The sequence below is a fragment of the Parahaliea mediterranea genome, from assembly GCF_003402235.1.
GTDB classification, from domain to species: Bacteria; Pseudomonadota; Gammaproteobacteria; order Pseudomonadales; family Halieaceae; genus Parahaliea; species Parahaliea mediterranea.
The window spans coordinates 1,101,248-1,122,132 of the sequence record NZ_QEWO01000001.1 but is presented as its reverse complement, the minus strand read 5'-3'; the positions used below and the strand labels follow the sequence as shown (position 1 = coordinate 1,122,132).

Sequence of the window (20,885 nt, the reverse complement as noted above, 5' to 3'; positions counted from 1 at the left end):
CAACAAAAATGTGCCAAAGTGGGAGGTGAGTTTCCGAACCGGTTTCTGCCTGGAGGTTTCGATGTTGGTGGCCCTGATCCTGTTCATCGCCGTGCTGACGGCCCTGCTGTACTACCGGGTGAGCCTGTTGGCAGGCTCGGTACTGCTTCTGCTGACGGTATTCGTGCTGGCCCTGTTTGCCGGTGGCATGTGGTGGCTGTTCTGGCCCCTGTTGGCCGGCGCGGTGGTGCTCAACTACACCCCGCTGCGCCAGCAGTGGCTGTCGCGCCCGGTTTACGGCCTGCTGCAAAAGGCCATGCCGCCCATGAGTGATACTGAGCGGGAGGCCCTGGAGGCCGGCACCACCTGGTGGGAGAAAGACCTGTTCTCCGGGCGCCCCGACTGGCGCCGCTTCCAGGCCATCGACCCGCCGCAGCTGAGCGAGGCGGAACAATCCTTCCTCGACAACGAGGTGGAGACCCTCTGCGGGATGATCGACGAGTGGGAGGTCTACCAGCAGCAGGACCTGAACGAGGCCACCTGGACCTACCTCAAGGAGCAGGGCTTCTTCGGCCTGATCATTCCCGAGGAATACGGCGGCCGCGCCTTCAGCCCCTACGCCCAGAGCCGGGTGATGAGCAAAATCGCCAGCCGCTCCATTACCGGGGCGGTGACCGCCATGGTGCCCAACTCCCTGGGCCCCGGTGAACTGCTGATGAAGTATGGCACCGACGAGCAGAAGCAGCGCTGGTTGCCGGGCCTGGCCAAGGGGGAGGAAATCCCCTGCTTTGGCCTCACCGGGCCGGAGGTGGGCTCCGACGCCGGGGCGATCCCTGATACTGGCGTGGTGTGCCGCGGCACCTTCAAAGGCGAGGAGGTCATCGGCCTGCGGCTCAACTTCCGCAAGCGCTGGATTACCCTGGCCCCCATTGCCACCGTGGTGGGGCTGGCCTTCAAGCTGCGCGACCCCGAGGGCCTGATGGGCGACCCGGAAAAGGAGGACTACGGCATTACCTGTGCCCTGCTGCCGGCCGACACCGAAGGGGTGCAGATTGGCACCCGCCACAACCCCGGCACACCGTTCATGAACGGGCCGATTATTGGCCGCGACGTATTCATTCCGCTGGACTGGATCATCGGCGGGCCGGAAATGGCCGGCCGCGGTTGGCGCATGCTGATCGAGTGCCTGGGGGTAGGGCGGGGCATCTCCCTGCCTTCGCTGGCCACCGCCAGCGGCGAAATGAACTACCTCACGGTGGGGGCCTACGCCCGTATCCGCCGCCAGTTCAATCTGGAGGTGGGCAAGTTCGAGGGCGTGCAGGAGGCCACCGCCGACATCGCCGCCACGGCGGTGACCCTGGAAGCCATGCGCGAGCTGGTGACCCGCGGCCTGCAGGACGGAGCGCCCTCGGTGGTGACCGCCATGGCCAAATACCACGCCACCGAACTGATGCGCACCAGCGTCAATCACGGTATGGACGTGGTATCCGGCCGCGCCATCCAGTTGGGTCCGCGCAACTTCATGGCCTTTGCCTATCGCGGCGTGCCGGTGGCCATCACCGTGGAGGGGGCCAACATCCTCACCCGCTCGCTGATGATCTTCGGCCAGGGCGCCCTGCGCTGCCACCCCTACTTGTTCGACGAGATGCAGACCCTGCAGGCCAGCGACAGCGAGGCCGGCCTGCGCGCCTTCGACGAGCTGCTGCTGTCCCACCTGGGCCATGTGTTCAGCAACATCACCCGCCTCAAGCTGTTCGGCTTCAGCGGCTCCCGCTTTAGCCCGGTGCCAGAAGGCTGCGACGACTTCAGCCGGCGCTGGTACCAGCACATCAATCACATGAGTGCGGCGCTGGCGGTGTGTGCCGATGTTGCTTTAGGCGTGCTGGGCGGCGCCCTCAAGCGGCGGGAGATGCTCTCGGCCCGCCTGGGGGATGTGCACAGCCAGTTGTTCATCGCCTGTAGCCTGCTCAAGTTCCGCGAGCACGAGGCGCCGAGCGAAGCGCTGGATTTGCACATTGACGTGGCCCTGGCGCAGGCGCTTTTTAAAGCGCAGACCGCCCTGCTGGGGTTCCTGGAGAACTTCCCGGTGCGCGCGCTGGGCTGCGCATTCCGCCTGGCCTGCTTCCCGCTGGGGCGCATTCACAAGGGCCCCAGCGACGAACAGCTGCGCCGCCTGGGGGACATGATCATGGAGCCCAACCCGGTGCGCAGCCTGCTGGCCGGGCGCATCTATCTGCCCCAGGATGCCGACGACGCCGTGGGCCGGGTGGAGCGCACCTACCAGACCCTGCTGCAGGTGGACGGCCCCTTCCAGCGTTTCCAGCGGGCCTGGCGCAAGGGCAAGGTGGCCGGGGAGGATCTGGACAGCGCCCTGGCGGACGCGGTGGCCGAGGAGGTGATCAGCGAAGAAGCCGCCGCCGGCATTCGCCAGTACGACGCCCTGCGCTTTGACTGCCTGCTGACGGACGATTTCGAATCGCTGTAGCCGCCGCGACGGCCAGTGCAGGCCCGGGCGCTGCCCGGGCCTGGTTAATCGTGCTAGTGGATAGCGTTAGTCGGTAGCGGTTGTGGCGGCAGCAGTGGCGGACGCGGGCGCGCCTTCAGGTGAAGGCATCTTCAGGCGCCCGAGAATGGCCGCTGCCACCACCAGCACGCCGCAGTAGAGCCAGAAAGCGCCGTGGTAGTGGCCGCTCTGGTCGTAGAGATGACCGGTAATCACAAAGCCCGGCATCACCAGTAGGGTGATCAGCGGGTTCATCAACCCCATCACCCGGCCGTAACTGGCTACACCGAAGATCACCGCCAGCAGGGCGCCCCACACCGGCAGCATGCCACCGGCAGCGAGGCCAATGCTGATACAGGCGAGCACACTCAGGGGGTAGCTGGGCTCAGTCTGCAGGATCAGTAGCCCCACCAGCACCAGGCCGATGGCAATCCACAGGCCCAGTCGCAGGCTGATGCGATCGGCTGCCATGCCAAACAGAATCTTGCCCACCAGGCCCGAGCCCGCAATCACCGTCATCAGGGCGCCGGCGGCTTCCAGGCTGATGCCGGTGCCCTGGGCATAGGGCACCAGGTTGGCCATCAGGGCCGAATAGACGCTGAACAGCAGGCCGATGGTAAGCCCGATGCTCCAGTAGGCCGGGTGGCGAATGATGTCCTTGAGGCCGATGGCGGGAGGCGCCTGGGGCGCGCTGCCATCGGGCGCCTGCCCATCCGGGTGAAGGCCGAGGTCCGACGGGTAGCTGCGCATCACCAGCAGCAGGAGCGGCAGCAGCATCACCAGGGCGATCAGGGCCAGGTTTTCCAGGGCGCTGCGCCAGCCGTCCTCGGCAATCCACTGCCCCAGTACCACCGGCAGCACCAGGCCGCCCACCGACGTACCCACCGCCGCAATGCCCAGCGCCTTGCCCCGGGCGCGGTTGAACCAGCGCGAGATCACGGTGGAACCCACCAGCGGCCCCAGCAGCAGGGCCGAGAAGCTCATGGAAATGCCAAACAGCGTGACGAACTGCCAGATACTCTGGCTCAGCGACATGCCGTACAGGCCGCCGCAGAAAATCAGCGTGCCGGCCGCCATCAGCAGGCGGGCCGGGAAGCGGTCGGTCATGGCCCCCAGGATCGGGGAAATAATCAGCCCCGTGAGGGTGGCAATGGTCATGCCGAGGTTAACCTGGGCCCGGGTGGCGCCAAAGGTCTCCTGCAGCGGCACCATGAAGGAGCCGAAGGAATAGGTCATAAACCCCGTGACAAAAAGCTGGGCGAGAAATACGCCCCCGACAATGCGCCAGCCGTAGAACATGAACCACTCCATCAGGTTGTTTTGGAAGGGGCACTATAGCCCAGCCATCGCCCTGCCATAGTCCAGTACGTGTGGCTTTCCCGGTGCGGGAGGGTAAAACCTTACCGTGGTTCAGAAATGTGTATGTCGGTGGCCGGTGCGGGGGGGCAGGCAGGGCCGGCAAAGGCTGGGGGCAACAAAAAAGCGGCCATCGGAGCCGCTTTTTGTGATCAGGTTGCTGAGCGCCGGCAGGGGCGCTCAGCCAGGGTGCATCAGGCGCGCTGCTTGCGACGGCTGGCGACACCAAAGCCCAGCAGGCCGAGGCCCATCAGTGCCAGGGTGGCGGGAACCGGTACATCGGCAACGATGCTCAGGCTGGAGCTGTTGATGTAGAGGTCATCAGCACCCAGGAAGCCCCGGACGTCAATATTCAGAATACCGTCAGCGTTCAGTGCGAGCAGCGCTGCAGTATCCAGGTTGGGAGCGAACAGCGAACCACCGGGAGAAACCGGGATGCCAGCAGCGCCAGTGTCAAAATCAAACAGCTCCACCACAACCGTAGCCAGGTCGGTGCCGATGAATTCAAAGGCAGCTTCGAGCAGGCCGGCAAAGCCGCCGGGTACTGAGTTGTCATCAGTGAGGCTGATAGTCAGCGTGCCGGAGGTTGCAGTGCCCAGCAGGAACTGGCCGCTCAGGTCGTGGCTATAGCTGAAGGTTTCACCGTAGCCGATGTAATCCGGGCCGAAGGTGATGGTGTCAGTGATCACAGCCGCATTGGCCGAAGCACCAAAAATCACGCCAACAGCCAGAGTGAGTTGTTGAAGCAGTTTTTTCATTGCGAGTCCCCCATGGGATTGTTGTTTCTAGGTTGAGTCCCGACGTGCGTAGCCGGCTGGCTCGCAGAATGCAAAGCAGGCATCGTGCCAGAAACGTTAAGCTATTGAATTCACAAAAATTTTGGAAATTAGCTGGCGATGATTCTTTGGCTCTCTGGCGACTTTGTAAATTTCTCCGACAGTGAACTGCGTCGCACTTTTTCGGTTGTTTATCCGTGCTGGGCGGCAGGCGCGAGAAGCCGCCTACCCTGTCAGCCATTTTTACAATTGCCTTGTAACTATCAATTGATCAAATTTTAAGCTATTGAGAAACGGGGATTTTTCGGGATTGGCACTGGCTTTGCACCCCTCTGACTGCAAGCAGCGATCACCGCTTGATGGTTGTTGACTGATCACGGAATGAACGGTACTGACAGCACCTGGCAGCCAGGTGGAGGATAGAGAAATGACACTTCTACACAAGCAAGACAGGCAAAATCGCGGCTCACCTGGCCTTGGCACCGCCCTCAAGGGCTTGGGCCTGGGTGTGGCCATGTTGTTCAGTGGCAGCGTTGCCGCCGCGCCAATTACCCTGTGGGACTGGGCATTGTTCGCGGCCTGGACCGGCGGAACCGTCGAAGGTGGCGGCGCGGCCGATGCGGCCAACCCGATTACTGCCGGCCCGCTGGCCGGTGATGCCACCCTGCTGTGGCCTCCCGGGAGCAGCAGCCAGAGCTTTATCAACATTGTAAACCCCAATGTGGGTACCACCGCCCTAGCGGGCATGGGGGCCGACGGCAGCGCTACCCAGCTGCTGCTGAACAACACTGCCCCGGGCTTCTGGGAGGGTTCCGCCTCGGCCACGCTGTACCAGCACCAGAATAATGTGGTGAATGGCAATACCCTGGTGCAAGCCTTCCTGGATACCCTCTACTTCATGCAGCCTGCGGCTGGTGCCGGCCCGGCCGGGGTCTTCCCGACCAGTGGCACCCAGACCATCAACTTCCTGGAAACCGACAACGACGCGGTGCCCTGTGAAGCCGGTGGTGGCAACCCCTGCCAGGATGCCTTTGTCGTGCAGGGCGCAGGCCCGCTGGATACCAGCTTTTTCTTCAACGGGTATTTCTATAACTTCTTCGTCTCCCAGGCTGACGGCTCCCCGCTGGATGTGCTGCCCGACGAAGCCTGTGAAGCCGTCCTCGGCGCTGGCGCAACCGGCTGCGTGGGCCTGCTCACCCCTGAAGGTGGCCTGAACGAGTTCCAGTTCCTGGTGAACCTGACCGCCCGGGTGCCGGAGCCTTCCATTCTTGCCCTGTTCGGCTTTGGCCTGAGTGGCCTTGCCCTGATCGGCTGGCGTCGGCGTCGCGCCCACTGAGGCGTGTCGCGCGGGTAATGCCCCGCGTACTACCCACTCAATCCTCCGGCAGCTGCTGTCGGGGGATTTCTTTTTTCAGGCCCCGGTCGGCAGGTGTGGCGGCGGTCTATACTCCAGCACACGGTTATCGACATTCCTCACCTTCTGTGAACCAGCGCACGCTGCAGCGCACCGCGGCGGTTTGCCCCCCGTACGGGATACATTAGAGTGAGTTGAGCCGATTAACAGCTGCCGTCAGAAAGCTGCCGTCAGAAAACAGCCGTCAGAAAACAAGGAGTACACGGGCGATGAAGGATTTCTCATACAGGAACTGGCTGGCTTGCCTGTCGCTGGCAGCGGTGTTGCAGGGCTGCTCGGACGCCACCTCGGATGCGGATTACCTGGCCCAGGCCAGGAGCGCGGTGGCCGCGGGTGAAAGCCCGGAAGCGATCATTCTGCTGAAGAACGCACTGCAGCAAAATGGCAGCAACTGGGATGCCCGCTACCTGCTGGGCAAGGTCTACTTCGAGACGGGCGACCTGCTGTCGGCGGAGAAAGAACTGGAACGCGTGCAATCATCCAGCCCCGAGGGCCGCGATGAACTGGTGTCCATGCTGGCCAAGGCCTGGGAACAGCTCGGGCGCACCGACGCGTTGCTGGATATTGAAGTGCAGGGCCTTTCGGACAGAGAGCGCGCGGCGGTCACCACCGCCAAGGCCCTGGCCTACACCAGCCAGGGCGAGACAGAGCGCGCCGCGGCCCTGTTGGCCCAGGCCGAGAAGATCGCCCCCGATTCCACCTACCTGCGTTATGCCAAGGCGCGCAATCTGGCCGCCTCTGGCGATATGGCAGCGGCCAGCGAAACCCTGGCGCCGCTGCTGGCAAGCGACGCCGCCGATGCGCGCGCCTGGGGCCTGGGCGCGGCCCTGGCCAATAGCGCCGGGCAGCAGGCGCGCGCGCTGGAAAGCTACAGCAAGGCGGTTGAACTGGCGCCGCGCAACCTGGAGTACCGCTTGCAGCGCGCCTTCACCTATATCAGCAGCGGTGACCTGGATGCCGCCGAGGACGACATCGATTGGCTGTTGAAGCACGTGCCCCAGAGCACCGCCGTGAACTACGCTCTGGGCCTGCTGCGGGTCAACCAGAAGCAGTTCGAGGCGGCCAACTCGGCCCTGCTGATTGCCGAAGCCGATAAATTCAAACTGCCCAACACGCTGTTGCTGCTGGCCATGGCCAACCTGCAACTGGGCGAGCAGGACAAGGCTTACCGCTACGCCCAGGAGTTTTACGCCCTGGTGCCCGAGAACACCACCGGCCAGCGCCTGATTGCCTCCCTTTGGGTGCGCCACGGCAAGGCGGCAGAGGCCGAAGCGCTGGCCCGCGAGCTGCTGGCGCAAAACCCCAACGATGTGGAGGTGATGAATACCCTGGCCAATGCCCTGGTGGCCCAGCAGCGCGCCGACGAGGCCATTGGCATCCTGTCGCAGGTGGCCGAGATGCAACCGGATTCCGCCTCGGCCCGGGTGCGGCTGGGGGCGGGCTATGCCAGCACCGGTCGCGATGCCGAGGCCGAGCAGCTGGTGGGCGAAGCCATCGCGCTGGACCCGGAATCCTCCAGCGGCGATACCCTGCTGGTGGCAACCCGCCTGCGGGAAGGGGATATCGACGGCGCCCTGGCCGCCGCCCGCGACTACCAGGCGCGCAACCCGAAGGAGCCCTATGGCCACGCCATGATCGGGCAGGTGCTGCTGGCCGATGGCAAGCGTGAGCAGGCGCGGGACGAGTTTATGCGGGCCGTAGAACTGGAGCCCGGTTACCCCGCCGCCCGCCACCAGCTGGCGGCGCTGGCCTTTGGCGATGGTGACATCGACGCCGCCCGGGGGCACTACCTCGAAGTGCTCAAAGTACATGAAGATCCCCTGGGCACACTGCTGGCGCTGGCCGCGCTGGAAGGGGTGTCCGAGAACCAGGCGCAGATGACTACCTACCTGGAGCGTGCCATTGCCGCCCACCCGGACAACGCCCAGCCGCGCATTATTCTGGCCCGTACCTACCTGGCCACCAGCCAGCCCGAAAAGGTGGCGGTGGCCTTCACCGGCTTGCCGGCGGAGACGGCGGATTCCGCCACGGTACGCCGGCTGAACGCCCGGGCCCTGATGGAGCTGCGCCGCTTTGACGATGCGCTGGCCCAGATGCAGCCGGTGCTGCAGTCCGGGCAGGGCAGCGCGGTGGATTACCGCCTGATGGCCCGGGCCTACGAGGGCAAGGGCGACCTGAACAAGATGCAGGCCCAACTGGAGCAGCTGGTGGAACTGGCACCGGATGACGTGGATGCCCGGGTCAGCCTTGGCCGCTACGCCATGGAGACCCAGCAGTTACCGCTGTTGGAGCAGCAGATTGAGGCCCTGCAGCGGCTGGCGCCGGACGATGCCAGAACCCAGCTGATGCTGGCCGGCAGGGCTAAACTGGCCGGCGACGAGCAGGCGGCCCTGGATATCCTGCAGGCACTGTTCGAGCAGCGGCCTGATACCTTCAGCGTGCTCAACCTGCAGCGCCAGTACGAAGCGCTGGGGCAATCGGCAAGCGCCATGGAATTGCTGGAAACCTGGGTGGCGCAGCGTGAGCAGGACATTCCGGCGCGGCTGGCCCTGGCGGCCAAATACCTTGAATCCGGCAAGGAGGACACGGCGGTGGCCGAGTATGCCACCGTGCTGGAGCAGGACCCGGACAACATCATTGCTCTCAACAACCTGGCCTGGATGCTCAAGGACAGCGACTCCGCCCGGGCCCTGGCCTACATCGAGCGCGCCAGCGAGGCCAGCAACCGCGCACCCACCGTGCAGGACACGCTGGCCATGGTGCTCTCTGCCAGTGGCGATCACGACCAGGCGCGCCGGGTGATTCGCGAGCTGGTGCGCAGCCACCCCGACAATCCGGAGTTTCTTTACCACGGCGCTGTAATCGCCAATGCGGCCAAGGCCCAGGGCGAGGCGCTTGAAAACCTGCGCCAGTTGCTGGACAACCACCCCGACTTTGCCGAGCGCGATGCGGCAGAAGCCTTGCTCAGGGAAATTGACACGGCACCCTAGCATGCGTCTGGGCAGGGTAAGCGAGCGCGCCTGGCCCGCCGTCAATGCGCTGCTGCTGGGTAGGTTGCGGTGGAAGGTACTGCGGAAGGTGCGGTGGAAGGTGCTGTGGCTGGTACTGTGTACAACGCTGTGCCAGGCGCCGCTTGCCACAGCTGGCGGGCGCATCGACACCGTGCGCACCACAGCGGCCGCGGCGGTGGGGGTTGGCACCCTGTCCAACAAACCCTCGGGCCACGGCGGCCAGCCGGCGGGGCGGTTTCTCGGCTCGGGCTTTGTGATTGCCCCGGGCTCCCGCATTGTCACCAGCGCCCATGTTGTCGACCAGATAGAAAGCGCCCGGGAGCGGCTGGTGATCTTCACCGGCGATGGCGAGCGGGTGCAGGCCCGCCCGGCGCTGGTGTTGTACCGGGATGTAGAGCACGACCTGGCCGTGTTGCGTGTGTCTGGCGAGCCGCTGCCGGCCCTGTCGCTGGCCGATGGCCGGCACCGCCCGGTGGGCACGGCGGTGGCATTTTCCGGCTACCCGGCGGGCATGACCACCGGCGCCTACCCCATCACCCACTTTGGCTACATCTCCGCCATTGCGCCGGCGGCGGAGCCCATTCGCGGCGGCGAGAAGCTCACCGCCGCCCAGATTCGCGCCCTGCGGGACGGCTTTCTGATCTACCAGATGGACGCCACCGTGCTGCCGGGGCACAGCGGCAGCGCCGTTATCGACGTGGAGACGGGGCAGGTCATCGGCGTTATCGTTGGCGCCCTGACCCGGCGCGCGGCCTTCAGCAAGAAGATGGAACTGGTGGGCATGTCCTTCGCCATTCCGGTGACTTACCTGCATAGCCTGTTGCCGGATGCCAGTCCGTGAGACTTGCCGACATGGTGGGCCTTGGGCGCGCCCCCGAGTGCGAGGTGCTGGTGGTGTGCCGGGCCAACCTGTGCCGGTCGCCCATGGCGCAGTTGATGCTGGCCGATGCGCTTCGCCAGCGGCAACTGCAGCGGCGGGTCAGGGTTGCTTCGGCGGGGGTTGAGGTGGCAGTGATCGGGCGGGCCATGGATCCGCGTGCCAAGAAGGTGCTGGCCCAAAAGGGCGTGCCCATCAAGCGCGTGACATCGCGCGCGGTGGATGCCGGTGATTTCCAGCGCTACCGCCTGATTGTGGGGCTGGATGGGCGGGTGGCCGCCAGGCTGCGCAGCCGCGCGCCGGAAGATTTCCAGGACCGGGTAGTGGCGCCTGAGCAGTTGGGGGCGTCGCTGGCCGACATCCCGGATCCTTACTTTGGCCCGGAGGCGGGTTTTACCCGGGTTTACGACCTGCTGCGGCCGCTGGTGGGCGCCCTGGCCGACCGCCTGCAACAGGCGCTGGACTGAGCCTGCCCGTCAGGGCTTGAGCTGGTATTTCTCCATCAGGTTGTACAGGGTCGGGCGGGTGATGCCGAGCAGGGTCGCGGTCTCGGAAATATTGTCCTGACAGTGGCTGAGCGCCCGGCGGATGGCCTTGCGCTCGACCTCCTCGCGCACCTGCTTGAGGTTGAAGGGGGTCTCCTCAAGGTGGTCTTCGTCAAGCTCCAGATCCTCGGCGGTGACATTGGCGCCATCAGCCAGAATCACCGCGCGCTTCACGCGGCTTTCCAGCTCCCGCACGTTGCCGGGCCAGGTGTGGGCCTCGATGGCGCGCCGGGCCTGTTCGTCAAAGCCCTTGATGTTGCGGCCCATTTCCTTGGCAAAGCGATCCAGGAACACGGTGGCCAGCACCAGGGCGTCGCCGTCGCGGTCGCGCAGCGGGGGGATGTTGATAACCAGCTCGCTGACCCGGTAGTAAAGGTCTTCGCGGAAGCGGCCCTCGCTGATATGGGTGGTCAGGTCCTGGTGGGTGGCGCACACAATGCGTACATCCACCGGGATTTCCTTGCGGCCACCGATGCGCTCCACCACCCGCTCCTGCAAAAAACGCAGCAGCTTGGCCTGCAGCTCCATGGGCAAATCGCCAATTTCATCCAGGAACAGGGTGCCCCCGTCGGCGTACTCGATCTTGCCGGGGGTGGTCTGGGTGGCGCCGGTAAAGGCGCCTTTTTCATAACCAAACAGCTCCGATTCCAGCAGGTTCTCCGGAATGGCGGCGCAGTTGATGGCGATCATTTTGCCCTTGGCACGCTGGCTCAGCTCGTGCAGGGCCCGCGCAAAGCGCTCTTTGCCGGTGCCGCTGGCGCCAAGCAGCAGGGTGGTGGCGTTGGTGGGGGCCACCTTTTCGACCGTGCGGCACACCTTTAGCATCTGCGGGCTGGTGGCGATGATGCCGTTTAAGGGCATCTTGTCTTCAATGCGGGAAAAACGGCGGTTGTCCCGCTCCAGCTCGTGCACGCGATAGGCGCGATCCACAATGAGCCCAAGCAGCTGTGGGTCCACCGGCTTCTGGTAAAAATCGTAGGCGCCAAGGCCAATGGCCTTGACGGCATTGGCGCGGTCGTTGTCGCCGGTGACCACCACAATCTTGGTGTCCGGCGACAGCGACAGGATGGCCGTCAGCGTCGCCATGCCCTCGGTGACGCCGCCCGGGTCCGGCGGCAGCCCCAAGTCCAGAATGACGACGCCGGGTTCGAAGCGGCGCAGGTGGGCAATGGCTTCCTCCCGGTCCCCGGCAATGGCAACCTCAAAGTCCTCAAAGGCCCAGCGCAACTGGCTTTGCAGGCCTTTGTCGTCTTCCACTACCAACAGGTGTTTTTTTTCCACCGCCACTGCAACTCCTTTTGGTGAGGCCTCAGGCCGCCTCGTGTTCGTTGTCCTGCTGCACCGGAATGCGAACATAGAAGGTTGAACCGTGTCCGGGCTCGCTATCCACGGTGATGTCGCCCCCCAGGCCGCGTATGAAGTCGCGACTTTCGAAGGCGCCGATGCCCATCCCGGTCAAACCCTTGGTGCTGTCGAAGGGGGTAAACAGCCGGTTGGCCACAAACTCGCGATCCATGCCCTTGCCGGTGTCCTTTATGCAAACCATGAAGGACGCGCCGGCGCGGCTCAGTGTAATGGTCACCGAATCCTGCTTGCCACAGGCCTCCTGGGCATTCTGGATCAAATGATTGAATACGGTGGCCAGGCGTTCACGATCCGATTGTAATGTAAAATCCCCCGGGCCGATGTCCAGGGTCGGGCAGGGCGTTTGCGCGGCCCGGTTGGCGACAATTTGGCGCAGCAGGCCTGCCAGGTCCAGCGGCTCGGGCTGGTTGTCCCTGAGGCCGCTGCGCATCTGTTCCATCAGGCGCGTCATGCGCGCCACCGAATTGTTCACGGTGGCAATCATGTCATCGACAAAGGCGGGGTTGTGCTTGTGCTTTTCGGCATTGGCCACCATGAGCGATTGCTGGGCCAGAATGTTTTTCAGATCGTGAATCACGTAGGCCGACAGGCGATTGAAGGCATCAAACTGCCGCGCCTGCACCAGCGCCTTGCGCGCCATGAATTGCGCCAGATGGCTGGCGGCCTGGCGGCCCGCGGTTTTGAGCAGGTCCCGCTCTTCCCAGTTGATGGTGCTCTGCAGGTCTGTGCGCCGAATCACCAGGATGCCGGCAAGGCGCGCGCCAAACAGCAGGGGCACAATCAGCCAGGGGCGGTCTGTGCGCTGCACCCAGGCCGGCATGTCCAGATGCTGGTACAACTCGGGGGTGGCAGACCATTCATCCAGGTCGATGACCCACTGGGTCTCCTCCAGCCAGCCGGGCAGTGTGCCCATGTCGTGCTCGCCCTCGGGGGCGGGCATCTGGTAGTTGGCAAGCAGCACATAATGGCCGCCATCGGCGGCAAACAGCAGGCCCGCCTGGGCGCCTACCAGTGGCACCATGGCGCTGACAATACCCTCGGGGACGTTGTCCTCGGTGTCGGCCAGGGCCCTGGTAAAGCGCAGCCATTGTTCGCGGTAGTCGTAGCGGTAGCTGAAAAAATGCTTGCTGAGAAACACCCGCGTGCGGGCGCGCAGTTTGCCGGACAGCAGCAGTGCTACCAGCATGGCAATGGCCGCCACCAGGAAGGACGTTTGCAGCACGCCGCCCCAGGTGCCACCAAAAAGGCGAATGGCATAGCCGACCACCGACATGGCCACCAGGTACAGCCCGGCGGCGATCAGGGTTACCGAGTGGAACACCACCTGGCGGGAAACATGCAGGCTGGATTGCCAATCGGCGTTGCGGGCAATGGCTACGGCCAGTAGGGGCGCGGCAATGGTGCTGGCCAGGCCCCGCGCCTGCCAGATGTTCGGGTCCAACTGCTGGAACAGCAGGCCCTCGGCGTACATGAAAAAGTCGTAGCCGAACAGGATCGCCAGGCCCATGCACAGGTATTTCATCGACCAGCGCTGGCTCTCGGAGGCATTGCGGAACAGGTGTTCGACAAACACCAGCCCGGCAATGGCGATGCTGAGCCAGGTGATCAGGTTGATACTGCGCGCCGTGCTGGCCGCCGCTGGCGCCAGGGTGGCCAACTGGTCCGGCACCAGCAGCAGGCACAGGGCGAGGCCGGCGATCAGGGCAAAAATCAGGTTCCAGTGCCGCGTGGGCTTGTTCGCCGCTTCCGGGCTGGCGCCTGCGGTATTGTCGAACTGGCTGGCGCTGAGGCGCATCAACAGAAACAGCCAAAGGGCGTTGCGGCAGAACTCGGCCAGCTGTATCCAGGTGACGGGGGGGTACTCGGCCAGGGTACCCAGGGCAACGATGCCGGCCCACAGGGCGGTGAATAAACTGGCGCTGATCAGCAGGGCGGCGTAGGGACGCTTGCGGCCGGAAGCCAGCAGTAACAGGGTCAGCGTGCCAAAGGTGGCGCAGGCCGAAAGGTAGCTGTAGAGGCCAATATTGGCTGGCATGGCATGCCCCTGCTGTGGCCCCGGGGTCGCAATCTGCATCGCGGAACTGCGGGCCGAATCACGCTTTGCATTGGTTCGAATTTGCCCTAGACACTATACTCTGGCCTCAATCCTGTAAATGTCGACCTCGCTGTATTGGGATGCAGCACACAGTAGGGTCAGCAGTAGCAACCCGGAGACAACCCTGATATGAGCACGGAAGACGCCCTGGCGGCGCAGCTCCAACATCAGCGCACCTGGCTGGTTACCGGCGCCGCCGGTTTTATCGGGTCCCACTTGATAGAAACCCTGCTGGCCCACGGGCAGAAAGTGGTGGGGCTGGATAATTTCAGCACCGGGCACCGCTCCAACCTGGACCAGGTGCGCCGCTGCGTTGGCGAGTCGGCCTGGAGCAACTTCCGCTTTGTTGAAGGCGACATTCGTGCCATGGACGATTGCCGCCGGGCCGTTGCCGGCTGTGACTTTGTCCTGCACCAGGCGGCGCTGGGTAGCGTGCCGCGCTCGCTGGAAGACCCGCTCTGCACCCACCAGTCCAATGTCGATGGCTTTTTGCACATGCTGGTTGCCGCGCGGGATGCCGGCGTACAGCGCTTTGTGTATGCGGCGTCGTCCTCCACTTACGGCGATCACCCGGCTCTGCCCAAGGTAGAGGCGCAGATTGGCAAGCCCCTGTCGCCCTACGCGGTGACCAAGTACGTCAACGAACTCTACGCCGAGGTGTTTGCCCGCAGTTACGGCCAGGACTGTATCGGGCTGCGCTACTTCAACGTGTTTGGCCCGCGCCAGGACCCATTCGGCGCCTATGCCGCCGTGATACCGCGCTGGATCGAGCAACTGCTGCGGGGCGAAGCCTGCGCCATCAACGGCGATGGCGAAACCTCGCGCGACTTCTGCTACGTGGATAACGCCGTGCAGGCCAACCTGCTGGCGGCGCTGGCAACAGACAGCGCCGCCGCCAATCAGGTTTACAATGTCGCGGTGGGCGGGCGCACCACCCTCAACGAACTGTTCGCCCTGATCTGCGCCAATCTGCAAGCCCTTGGCGTTGCCGTGGCCGAGCCGGCGCCGCACTATCGCGAATTTCGTGAGGGGGATGTCCGTCATTCCCAGGCCGATATCAGTAAGGCGCGGGATTTACTGGGCTACGCCCCGGCCTATACCGCCGCACAGGGGCTGCAAGCCACCGTGCGCTGGTTTTGGCAACAACACAGTCAGCAGAAGGTGGTAAACCAGTGAGTGAGACAATTGCCATCGTTGGACTCGGTTACGTGGGCCTGCCCCTGGCGGTGGCCTTCGGCGGCCAGCGCAGGACTATCGGTTTCGATGTCAACGAGACCAAACTGGCCCACTACCGCGAGCACTACGACCCCAGTGGCGAAGTAAAAGCGGCCGAATTTGCCGCGGCCGCGAAGCTGGAACTCACCGCCGACCCGGCGCGCCTGGCAGAGGCCGCGGTGATCATCGTGGTGGTGCCCACGCCCATCGACAATGCGCGCAGGCCCGACCTCACGCCGCTGCAATCCGCCTGCTATACCGTTGGCCGGCACCTTCGCAAGGGCACCACAGTGGTGTTTGAGTCCACCGTGTATCCCGGCTGCACCGAGGAAGTCTGCGTGCCGATTCTGGAGCGCGAATCCGGCCTCAAGTGGCAGCCGGGCGCTAGTGAGGGCTTCAGCATCGGTTATTCGCCGGAGCGCATTAATCCCGGCGACAACGAGCACAAGCTGCAAACCATCACCAAGGTGGTCTCCGGTGACTGCCCGCAAACCCTGGACCAACTGGCCGAGTTGTACGGCAGCGTAGTGCACGCCGGGGTGCATCGCGCCGCCAGTATCAAGGTGGCGGAGGCGGCGAAGGTGATCGAGAACACCCAGCGCGACCTCAATATCGCCCTGATGAACGAGCTGGCGATGATCTTCAACCGGCTGGAAATCGACACCCTGGATGTGCTGGAGGCCGCCGGCACCAAGTGGAATTTCTTGCCCTTCCGGCCGGGGCTGGTTGGTGGCCACTGCATCGGCGTGGACCCGTATTACCTGACCTACAAGGCCCAGAGCGTTGGCTTTCACCCCCAGGTGGTCCTGGGCGGGCGCCAGACCAACGACGGCATGGGCAAGTACATTGCCGAGCAGACCGTCAAGCAATTGGTGCGCGGCGGCCATCCGGTCAGCGGTGCGCGGGTTGCGGTGCTCGGGCTGACCTTTAAGGAAAACTGCCCCGACCTGCGCAATTCCCGAGTGGTGGATATCGTGCGGGAGCTGCAGGACTTCTGTTGCGATGTGCGTGTGCACGACCCGCTGGCCAGCGCGGAAGAGGCCATGCACGAATACGGCCTGGCGCTGGCGGACTGGGACGAACTTGCCAATGCCGAGGCGGTGGTGCTGGCGGTTCCCCACCGGGCCTACCTGGCCAGCGGGCTTGATGGCATCAGTGAGTTGCTGGCGCCCGACGGCGTGGTTATCGACGTGAAGTCAGCCCTGGAGCGGCGCCCCGCGGAGGCGGGCGGCGCTGTGGTGTGGCGTCTATAATCCTGGGGCTGGCAGGCGTGCGCGTGTGGAAACAACGCCGAAAGAGTGTCGATATTTTTTACAAACCCGGTGCTGTGCCCCTCGACACGGCAATGCACCGCAAAAAAAGGCCCGTGGAATCATGGGCTTGTGTGGATGGCATGGTATGTGCTTCACCATCGTGCCTGTACGGCAGCAGCGCATACGGATTGATTTCGCTGCCGTGACGGGCCTCAAGGACAGGTAATTGGGCATGGATAAGGATCTCGACAGTCAGCAGGACACAGGCGCCTCCCCGGGCGCTGCGCCAGCCAGCGCAGCCCAGGGCCAGTCGCGCCGTCGGTTTACCCGCTCTGCGGCCATAGGTGGCGCCGTGGTGCTCACCTTGGGCAACCGGGTGGCATGGGGTGGCGGGGACCGGCATGGCGATGGTGGTAAAAAGGTCTGCGTTTCGCAGCATGTGTGGGATTCTTACGTCAACGGCGATGGCAGCGCGTCCTCCGCGCCGACGGATGAGCAGCGCCGGGAAGTGGAAAAGTTCAAGAAGTACCTCGAAAAGTCCGATCGTCCCTACGAACTGGATGCCTCCAAGGGCGAGTACTGTGTGCGCAAGTCCAAGTCCCGTGATCACGACGACGATCATAAACAGGGTGGCGGCAATCACTTTAGCCTGGGCTCCGGGCGCGACTACAAGCAGGAATTCATGAACTGGGGCTACGAAAGCGGCAAGGGCGGCAAAAACGACGACCACGGCAAGCCCTGGTAGCTTGTTTTAATGATAAAGATGCCCAGTGCATTGATGCTGGGAGCAGTAATGCCGGACGCAATACCCCGGCACAGCCCGGTAAGGTCGGTAGGTAAGCCCGGTAGGTAAGCCCGGTACAAGATAGCCCCGCTGTGACCGGACTGTGAACGACTTCCACCCCCTTTGATCCTCACTCTGCAATAATGCCATTGTCTGGCCTTAGCAAGGAGCAATGGCATGCCGCTATGGGAGCTGACTGGCCCCCTACAATTCTATGATCGCAGCGAAGGCGTTGTGGTGTGTTATCACGCGGACAGCGGCGATACCCATCTGATCAGCGCCGATGCGCAGCAGCTTCTTTTGCAGTTACGCGACGGCCCAGCGGATGCTGCGGTCCTGGCCGCAGACGCGCTGCTGGCCGAGCTGGCTGCCGCCGGCCTGGTCTATTGCCAGTGAGCTACGCCCGGCTGGCCGATCTTGGTAGCGATGCCCTGGGCGAGCAACTGTCGGGCGACGGTTTGCGCCTGCGGGTTGGCCCCTACTGTTATGCCATCCAGAGCCCCGAGGCCGTGGTGGCCAGGGGGCTGGCCACCCTGTATGGGGATTTCCCGCTGGTGCCTGCCGGTGGCTTTGCCGACTTCCATGTGACCTTTGGCCCCACCGGCTGGCGCCAGCGGCTGCGGGGCCAACTGGATTTCTTCCTCGACGAGCGCCGCCCCTTCGGCAGCGTGCCCCGCAGCCAGGCTTATGCCTTTCTGGAGTGGGGGCTCAACTGGTGCCTATCGGTGACCATGAACGAGTACCTCAAGCTGCATGCGGCGGTGGTGGCCAAGGACGGCATTGCCCTGGTTATGCCGGGGCTGCCCGGGGCCGGCAAAAGCACCCTGTGCGCGGCGCTGGCGCTGCGTGGCTGGCGGGTGCTGTCGGATGAGCATGCCCTGATTCCCCCCGGCCGCCGGGAAGTGGTGCCGGTGTATCGCCCGGTCAGCCTCAAGAATGCGTCTATCAACGTTATTCGTGGGCGGGATGCGGCCGCTGTGATCGGGCCCGTTTCAAATGATACCCACAAGGGCAGCGTGGCCCACCTGAAGGCAGACCTTCACCCCGACAGCCACTGCCGCGCGCCGGTGGCCGCCCGGTTGATGGTGTTCCCAGAATTCCAGGCCGGTGCGCCGCTTGAACTGCGACCCAAGGGGCGGGCGGAGAGCTTCCTGTTTGCCGCGCACCACGCCTTCAACTACAGCCTGCTGCGCGAAGCGGGCTTTGACGCCATGTGCCATTTTATCGATGGCCTGGACTGCTTTGACCTGCGCTACAGCGACCTGGATGCGGCGGTGGCGCGCCTGGATGCTTTGGTCGGAGAGTTTGCCTGACATGGCGCTGCTGGTTGAGTTGCTGCGCGACCCCGGTTGCGCTGCCGGGCTCACCCCGGCGCAGTGGGACGTGGTTGTCCCACAGGCCCGGCAGGCCCATCTGCTGGCCACCCTGGCGGCGCGGCTGTGGGAGGCGGGCGTGAGCGGGGCGGTGCCGCCGGAGGTGGCGCGCCACCTCGGGTCTGCCGTTGTGCTGCAGCGCAAGCAGTGCCAGGGACTAACCTATGAGCTGCGCCACCTGGTGCCGGCGCTGGCCGAAGCGGGCGAACCCCTGCTGCTGCTCAAGGGCGCGGCCTACATCGTGGCGGCCCTGCCGCCGGCGGCCGGGCGGCTGATGTCCGACATCGACATTCTGGTGCACGCCGGCAGCCTGCCCGCTGTCGAGGCCGCGCTGGCGGCCCACGGCTGGTCGGCGGGCAAGATCGACCCTTACAACGAGCGCTATTACCGCCAGTGGATGCACGAAATCCCCCCCCTGGGGCACCGTGATCGGCGCAGCACACTGGATGTGCACCACAGCATTTTGCCCCCCACATCCACGGGCCGTATCGACGTGGATGCGCTGTGGGCGCAGGCGGTGGCCATACAGCCCGGCGTCTGTGTGCTGGGGCCGGAAGACATGGTGCTGCACAGCGCCGCCCACCTGTTCCACGAAGGTGAATTTGGCCACGGCCTGCGTGACCTGCTCGACCTTGATGGGCTGCTCAGGCACTTTGCCGAACAGGGCGGCGAAGGTTTTTACGCCCGCCTGACTGACCGGGCGCGGCACATGGGCTTGCAGCGCCCCCTGTATTACGCCTGTGTGCACGCGACGCGGGTGCTGGGAACGCCGCTGCCGCCGGCCCTGGTGCGCGGGCTGCGGCCGCGGGGCTTGGCAGCGCTGAAGGCGCCATTTATGGACTTTCTGTTTCGGCGGGCCTTTACCCCGGATCACAGCAGTTGCCGCCTGCCGCTGACCGGCTTTGCCCTGTTTTGCCTGTATGTGCGCTCCCACTACCTGCGCATGCCCTTGCATTTGCTGCTCCCCCACCTGCTGCGCAAGGCCTGGATGGACCTGCGGCCCGAGGCCGCGTCCACCCCCGGGCGCAAAGCGGCGGGGCAGGGTGGGTGAGGCCAATTTGCGACAGGCAATTTGCGACAGGCTTGGCAGTCTCCGCAGGTCCTGGCAGGCCGGACTTGCAAAGCCTCGGCCGCTCTGCAAAGCTCCCTGCACCTGCGCTGTGTACCGGTAGATCCGTTTCACCATGTACGAACGCCATTTCAACCTGACCGCTGAGCCCTTTCGGCTGAGTCCGGATCATCACTTCCGCTACGAGCATGCGGCCTACGCCAAGGCGCGGGCCTACATGACCTACGCCTACATGCGCGCCGAAGGCTTCGCCATGATCACCGGGCGCCCCGGCACCGGTAAAACCACGCTGATTGGCGATTTGATCGACAGCCTTGCGGACGAATCGGTGACCACCGCCAACCTGGTGTGTACCCAGTTGGAGGCCAACGACCTGCTGAAAATGGTTGCCTACAGCTTTGGCATCAGCAGTGCGGTGGTGGAGAAGGGCGAGTTACTGCAGGGGCTCACCGAATTGCTGCACCGCTGGAACCGTGAGCAGCGCAGGGCGCTGTTAATTGTGGATGAAGCGCAGGACCTGTCGTTAACTGCGATGGAAGAATTGCGCCTGCTGACCAACATCCAGAGCAAGGGCCAGCCCTTGCTGCAGGTATTCTTGCTGGGGCAGCCGGAACTGCGGGAACTGGTGCTGCGGCCTGAAATGGAGCAGGTACACCAGCGGATTGTCGCCGCCAGCCATCTCACCGCCCTGCAGGCCGACGAAACCGAAGCCTACATCCGCCACCGGCTGGAGCAGGTAGGGTGGCAGAACGACCCGGCCATCAGCCGCTCGGTGTATCCGCTGATCCATAAATTCAGCGAGGGCGTGCCGCGGCGCATCAACCTTATCTGCAGCCGGCTGCTGCTGCACTGTCTGGTGGAGCAGAAGCACCAATTGGGCAGTGCCGAAGTCAAGGCGGTCATCCATGAACTGCAATCCGAGCACCTGGCCGCCGGCCAGGCATTCAGTGACAGTGATTTTGCGGTAGAGGACGAGTTCGACGCCCCGCCGCGCAGTGAGGCCACTGCGGCTGATGATGCCCCCGCAGCGCCGCCGTTGCCCGGTGATGACGGTGGCGGTGAGGCTAGCAGTGAGGATAGCAGTGCAGGTGGCAATGAAGGTATCAATGCGGGCGATGATGCCAGGGTGGCCGCTACCTCCCAGGTAGTGCCCCTGATAAAGGCGCCCCTAAAAAAAAAGCTGAACTAGAAACCGGGGCGCGACAACCGCGCCCAGCGCCAGCGCCTGTGGTCAGTCCAGCGCCTGTGGCCAGTCAAAAACCGGATCATC

General features: G+C 64.3%; 16 protein-coding genes. 12 read left to right on the top strand and 4 right to left on the bottom strand.

What is annotated here, in order from left to right:
• The first annotated feature begins 61 nt into the window (after positions 1-61).
• A complete protein-coding gene (locus DDZ17_RS04750; RefSeq protein WP_116364758.1) occupies positions 62-2,464 on the top strand; it encodes an acyl-CoA dehydrogenase in 2,403 nt (800 codons plus the stop codon).
• Positions 2,465-2,530: 66 nt separating this feature from the next.
• On the opposite strand, the gene DDZ17_RS04745 is transcribed toward DDZ17_RS04750, so the two are convergent.
• Positions 2,531-3,781, bottom strand: coding sequence for an MFS transporter (locus tag DDZ17_RS04745; protein ID WP_157976446.1), 1,251 nt, complete (start codon positions 3,779-3,781; stop codon positions 2,531-2,533).
• 251 nt (positions 3,782-4,032) lie between these two features.
• Complete coding sequence (locus DDZ17_RS04740; protein ID WP_116364756.1) at positions 4,033-4,596, bottom strand: PEP-CTERM sorting domain-containing protein; 564 nt, start codon at positions 4,594-4,596, stop codon at positions 4,033-4,035.
• Positions 4,597-5,041: 445 nt separating this feature from the next.
• On the opposite strand from DDZ17_RS04740, the gene DDZ17_RS04735 reads away from it, so the two are divergent.
• The 4 genes from DDZ17_RS04735 (at position 5,042) to DDZ17_RS04720 (ending at position 10,383) form a co-directional block, all read left to right on the top strand.
• Positions 5,042-5,950 carry a THxN family PEP-CTERM protein gene (locus tag DDZ17_RS04735; protein WP_116364755.1) on the top strand — a complete coding sequence of 303 codons (909 nt, stop codon included), beginning with the start codon at positions 5,042-5,044 and terminating at the stop codon, positions 5,948-5,950.
• A 287-nt stretch (positions 5,951-6,237) separates the two neighbouring features.
• Positions 6,238-9,018, top strand: a complete 2,781-nt coding sequence (prsT, locus tag DDZ17_RS04730) for an XrtA/PEP-CTERM system TPR-repeat protein PrsT (protein ID WP_116364754.1) — start codon at positions 6,238-6,240, stop codon at positions 9,016-9,018.
• A 100-nt stretch (positions 9,019-9,118) separates the two neighbouring features.
• On the top strand, positions 9,119-9,880 hold the full coding sequence (locus DDZ17_RS04725; protein ID WP_157976445.1) for a S1C family serine protease: 762 nt from the start codon (positions 9,119-9,121) through the stop codon (positions 9,878-9,880).
• Positions 9,877-10,383, top strand: coding sequence for an arsenate reductase/protein-tyrosine-phosphatase family protein (locus tag DDZ17_RS04720; RefSeq protein WP_157976444.1), 507 nt, complete (start codon positions 9,877-9,879; stop codon positions 10,381-10,383). The genes DDZ17_RS04725 and DDZ17_RS04720 overlap by 4 nt, the downstream gene beginning before the upstream one ends.
• A gap of 9 nt (positions 10,384-10,392) precedes the next feature.
• Here the strand turns inward: DDZ17_RS04720 and prsR are convergent, their stop codons facing one another.
• Both prsR and prsK read right to left on the bottom strand, forming a co-directional pair.
• Complete coding sequence (prsR, locus tag DDZ17_RS04715; RefSeq protein ID WP_241505782.1) at positions 10,393-11,748, bottom strand: PEP-CTERM-box response regulator transcription factor; 1,356 nt, start codon at positions 11,746-11,748, stop codon at positions 10,393-10,395.
• Positions 11,749-11,770: 22 nt separating this feature from the next.
• Positions 11,771-13,861: an XrtA/PEP-CTERM system histidine kinase PrsK gene (gene prsK / locus DDZ17_RS04710; RefSeq protein WP_157976443.1), complete on the bottom strand. Its 2,091-nt coding sequence runs from the start codon at positions 13,859-13,861 to the stop codon at positions 11,771-11,773.
• 189 nt (positions 13,862-14,050) lie between these two features.
• On the opposite strand from prsK, the gene DDZ17_RS04705 reads away from it, so the two are divergent.
• The 7 genes from DDZ17_RS04705 to DDZ17_RS04675 all read left to right on the top strand — a co-directional run bounded on the left by DDZ17_RS04705 (position 14,051) and on the right by DDZ17_RS04675 (position 20,804).
• Positions 14,051-15,097 carry an SDR family oxidoreductase gene (locus DDZ17_RS04705; RefSeq protein ID WP_116364749.1) on the top strand — a complete coding sequence of 349 codons (1,047 nt, stop codon included), beginning with the start codon at positions 14,051-14,053 and terminating at the stop codon, positions 15,095-15,097.
• On the top strand, positions 15,094-16,389 hold the full coding sequence (locus tag DDZ17_RS04700; protein WP_116364748.1) for a nucleotide sugar dehydrogenase: 1,296 nt from the start codon (positions 15,094-15,096) through the stop codon (positions 16,387-16,389). Before DDZ17_RS04705 ends, DDZ17_RS04700 begins: the two co-directional genes overlap by 4 nt.
• A 232-nt stretch (positions 16,390-16,621) precedes the next feature.
• Positions 16,622-17,134 carry a hypothetical protein gene (locus tag DDZ17_RS04695; protein ID WP_157976442.1) on the top strand — a complete coding sequence of 171 codons (513 nt, stop codon included), beginning with the start codon at positions 16,622-16,624 and terminating at the stop codon, positions 17,132-17,134.
• 216 nt (positions 17,135-17,350) lie between these two features.
• Complete coding sequence (locus tag DDZ17_RS04690; RefSeq protein ID WP_116364746.1) at positions 17,351-17,569, top strand: hypothetical protein; 219 nt, start codon at positions 17,351-17,353, stop codon at positions 17,567-17,569.
• Positions 17,566-18,486 carry an HprK-related kinase A gene (locus DDZ17_RS04685; RefSeq protein WP_206613440.1) on the top strand — a complete coding sequence of 307 codons (921 nt, stop codon included), beginning with the start codon at positions 17,566-17,568 and terminating at the stop codon, positions 18,484-18,486. The genes DDZ17_RS04690 and DDZ17_RS04685 overlap by 4 nt, the downstream gene beginning before the upstream one ends.
• 1 nt (position 18,487) lies before the next feature.
• Positions 18,488-19,597: a nucleotidyltransferase domain-containing protein gene (locus DDZ17_RS04680; RefSeq protein ID WP_116364745.1), complete on the top strand. Its 1,110-nt coding sequence runs from the start codon at positions 18,488-18,490 to the stop codon at positions 19,595-19,597.
• Between the two features lie 133 nt (positions 19,598-19,730).
• Entirely contained in the window at positions 19,731-20,804 is a 1,074-nt protein-coding gene (locus DDZ17_RS04675) for an ExeA family protein (protein ID WP_116364744.1), read from the top strand.
• Positions 20,805-20,885 lie beyond the last annotated feature (81 nt).

What these genes read in the sequence shown, in the direction of transcription:
- DDZ17_RS04750 (WP_116364758.1), top strand. Translation starts at nt 62, where the DNA reads ATGTTGGTGGCCCTGATCCTGTTCATCGCCGTGCTGACGGCCCTGCTG.
- DDZ17_RS04680 (WP_116364745.1), top strand. Translation starts at nt 18,488, where the DNA reads ATGGCGCTGCTGGTTGAGTTGCTGCGCGACCCCGGTTGCGCTGCCGGG.
- DDZ17_RS04690 (WP_116364746.1), top strand. Translation starts at nt 17,351, where the DNA reads ATGCCGCTATGGGAGCTGACTGGCCCCCTACAATTCTATGATCGCAGC.
- DDZ17_RS04695 (WP_157976442.1), top strand. Translation starts at nt 16,622, where the DNA reads ATGGATAAGGATCTCGACAGTCAGCAGGACACAGGCGCCTCCCCGGGC.
- DDZ17_RS04675 (WP_116364744.1), top strand. Translation starts at nt 19,731, where the DNA reads ATGTACGAACGCCATTTCAACCTGACCGCTGAGCCCTTTCGGCTGAGT.
- DDZ17_RS04735 (WP_116364755.1), top strand. Translation starts at nt 5,042, where the DNA reads ATGACACTTCTACACAAGCAAGACAGGCAAAATCGCGGCTCACCTGGC.
- DDZ17_RS04740 (WP_116364756.1), bottom strand. Translation starts at nt 4,596, where the DNA reads ATGAAAAAACTGCTTCAACAACTCACTCTGGCTGTTGGCGTGATTTTT.
- DDZ17_RS04705 (WP_116364749.1), top strand. Translation starts at nt 14,051, where the DNA reads ATGAGCACGGAAGACGCCCTGGCGGCGCAGCTCCAACATCAGCGCACC.
- DDZ17_RS04745 (WP_157976446.1), bottom strand. Translation starts at nt 3,781, where the DNA reads ATGTTCTACGGCTGGCGCATTGTCGGGGGCGTATTTCTCGCCCAGCTT.
- prsK (WP_157976443.1), bottom strand. Translation starts at nt 13,861, where the DNA reads ATGCCAGCCAATATTGGCCTCTACAGCTACCTTTCGGCCTGCGCCACC.
- prsT (WP_116364754.1), top strand. Translation starts at nt 6,238, where the DNA reads ATGAAGGATTTCTCATACAGGAACTGGCTGGCTTGCCTGTCGCTGGCA.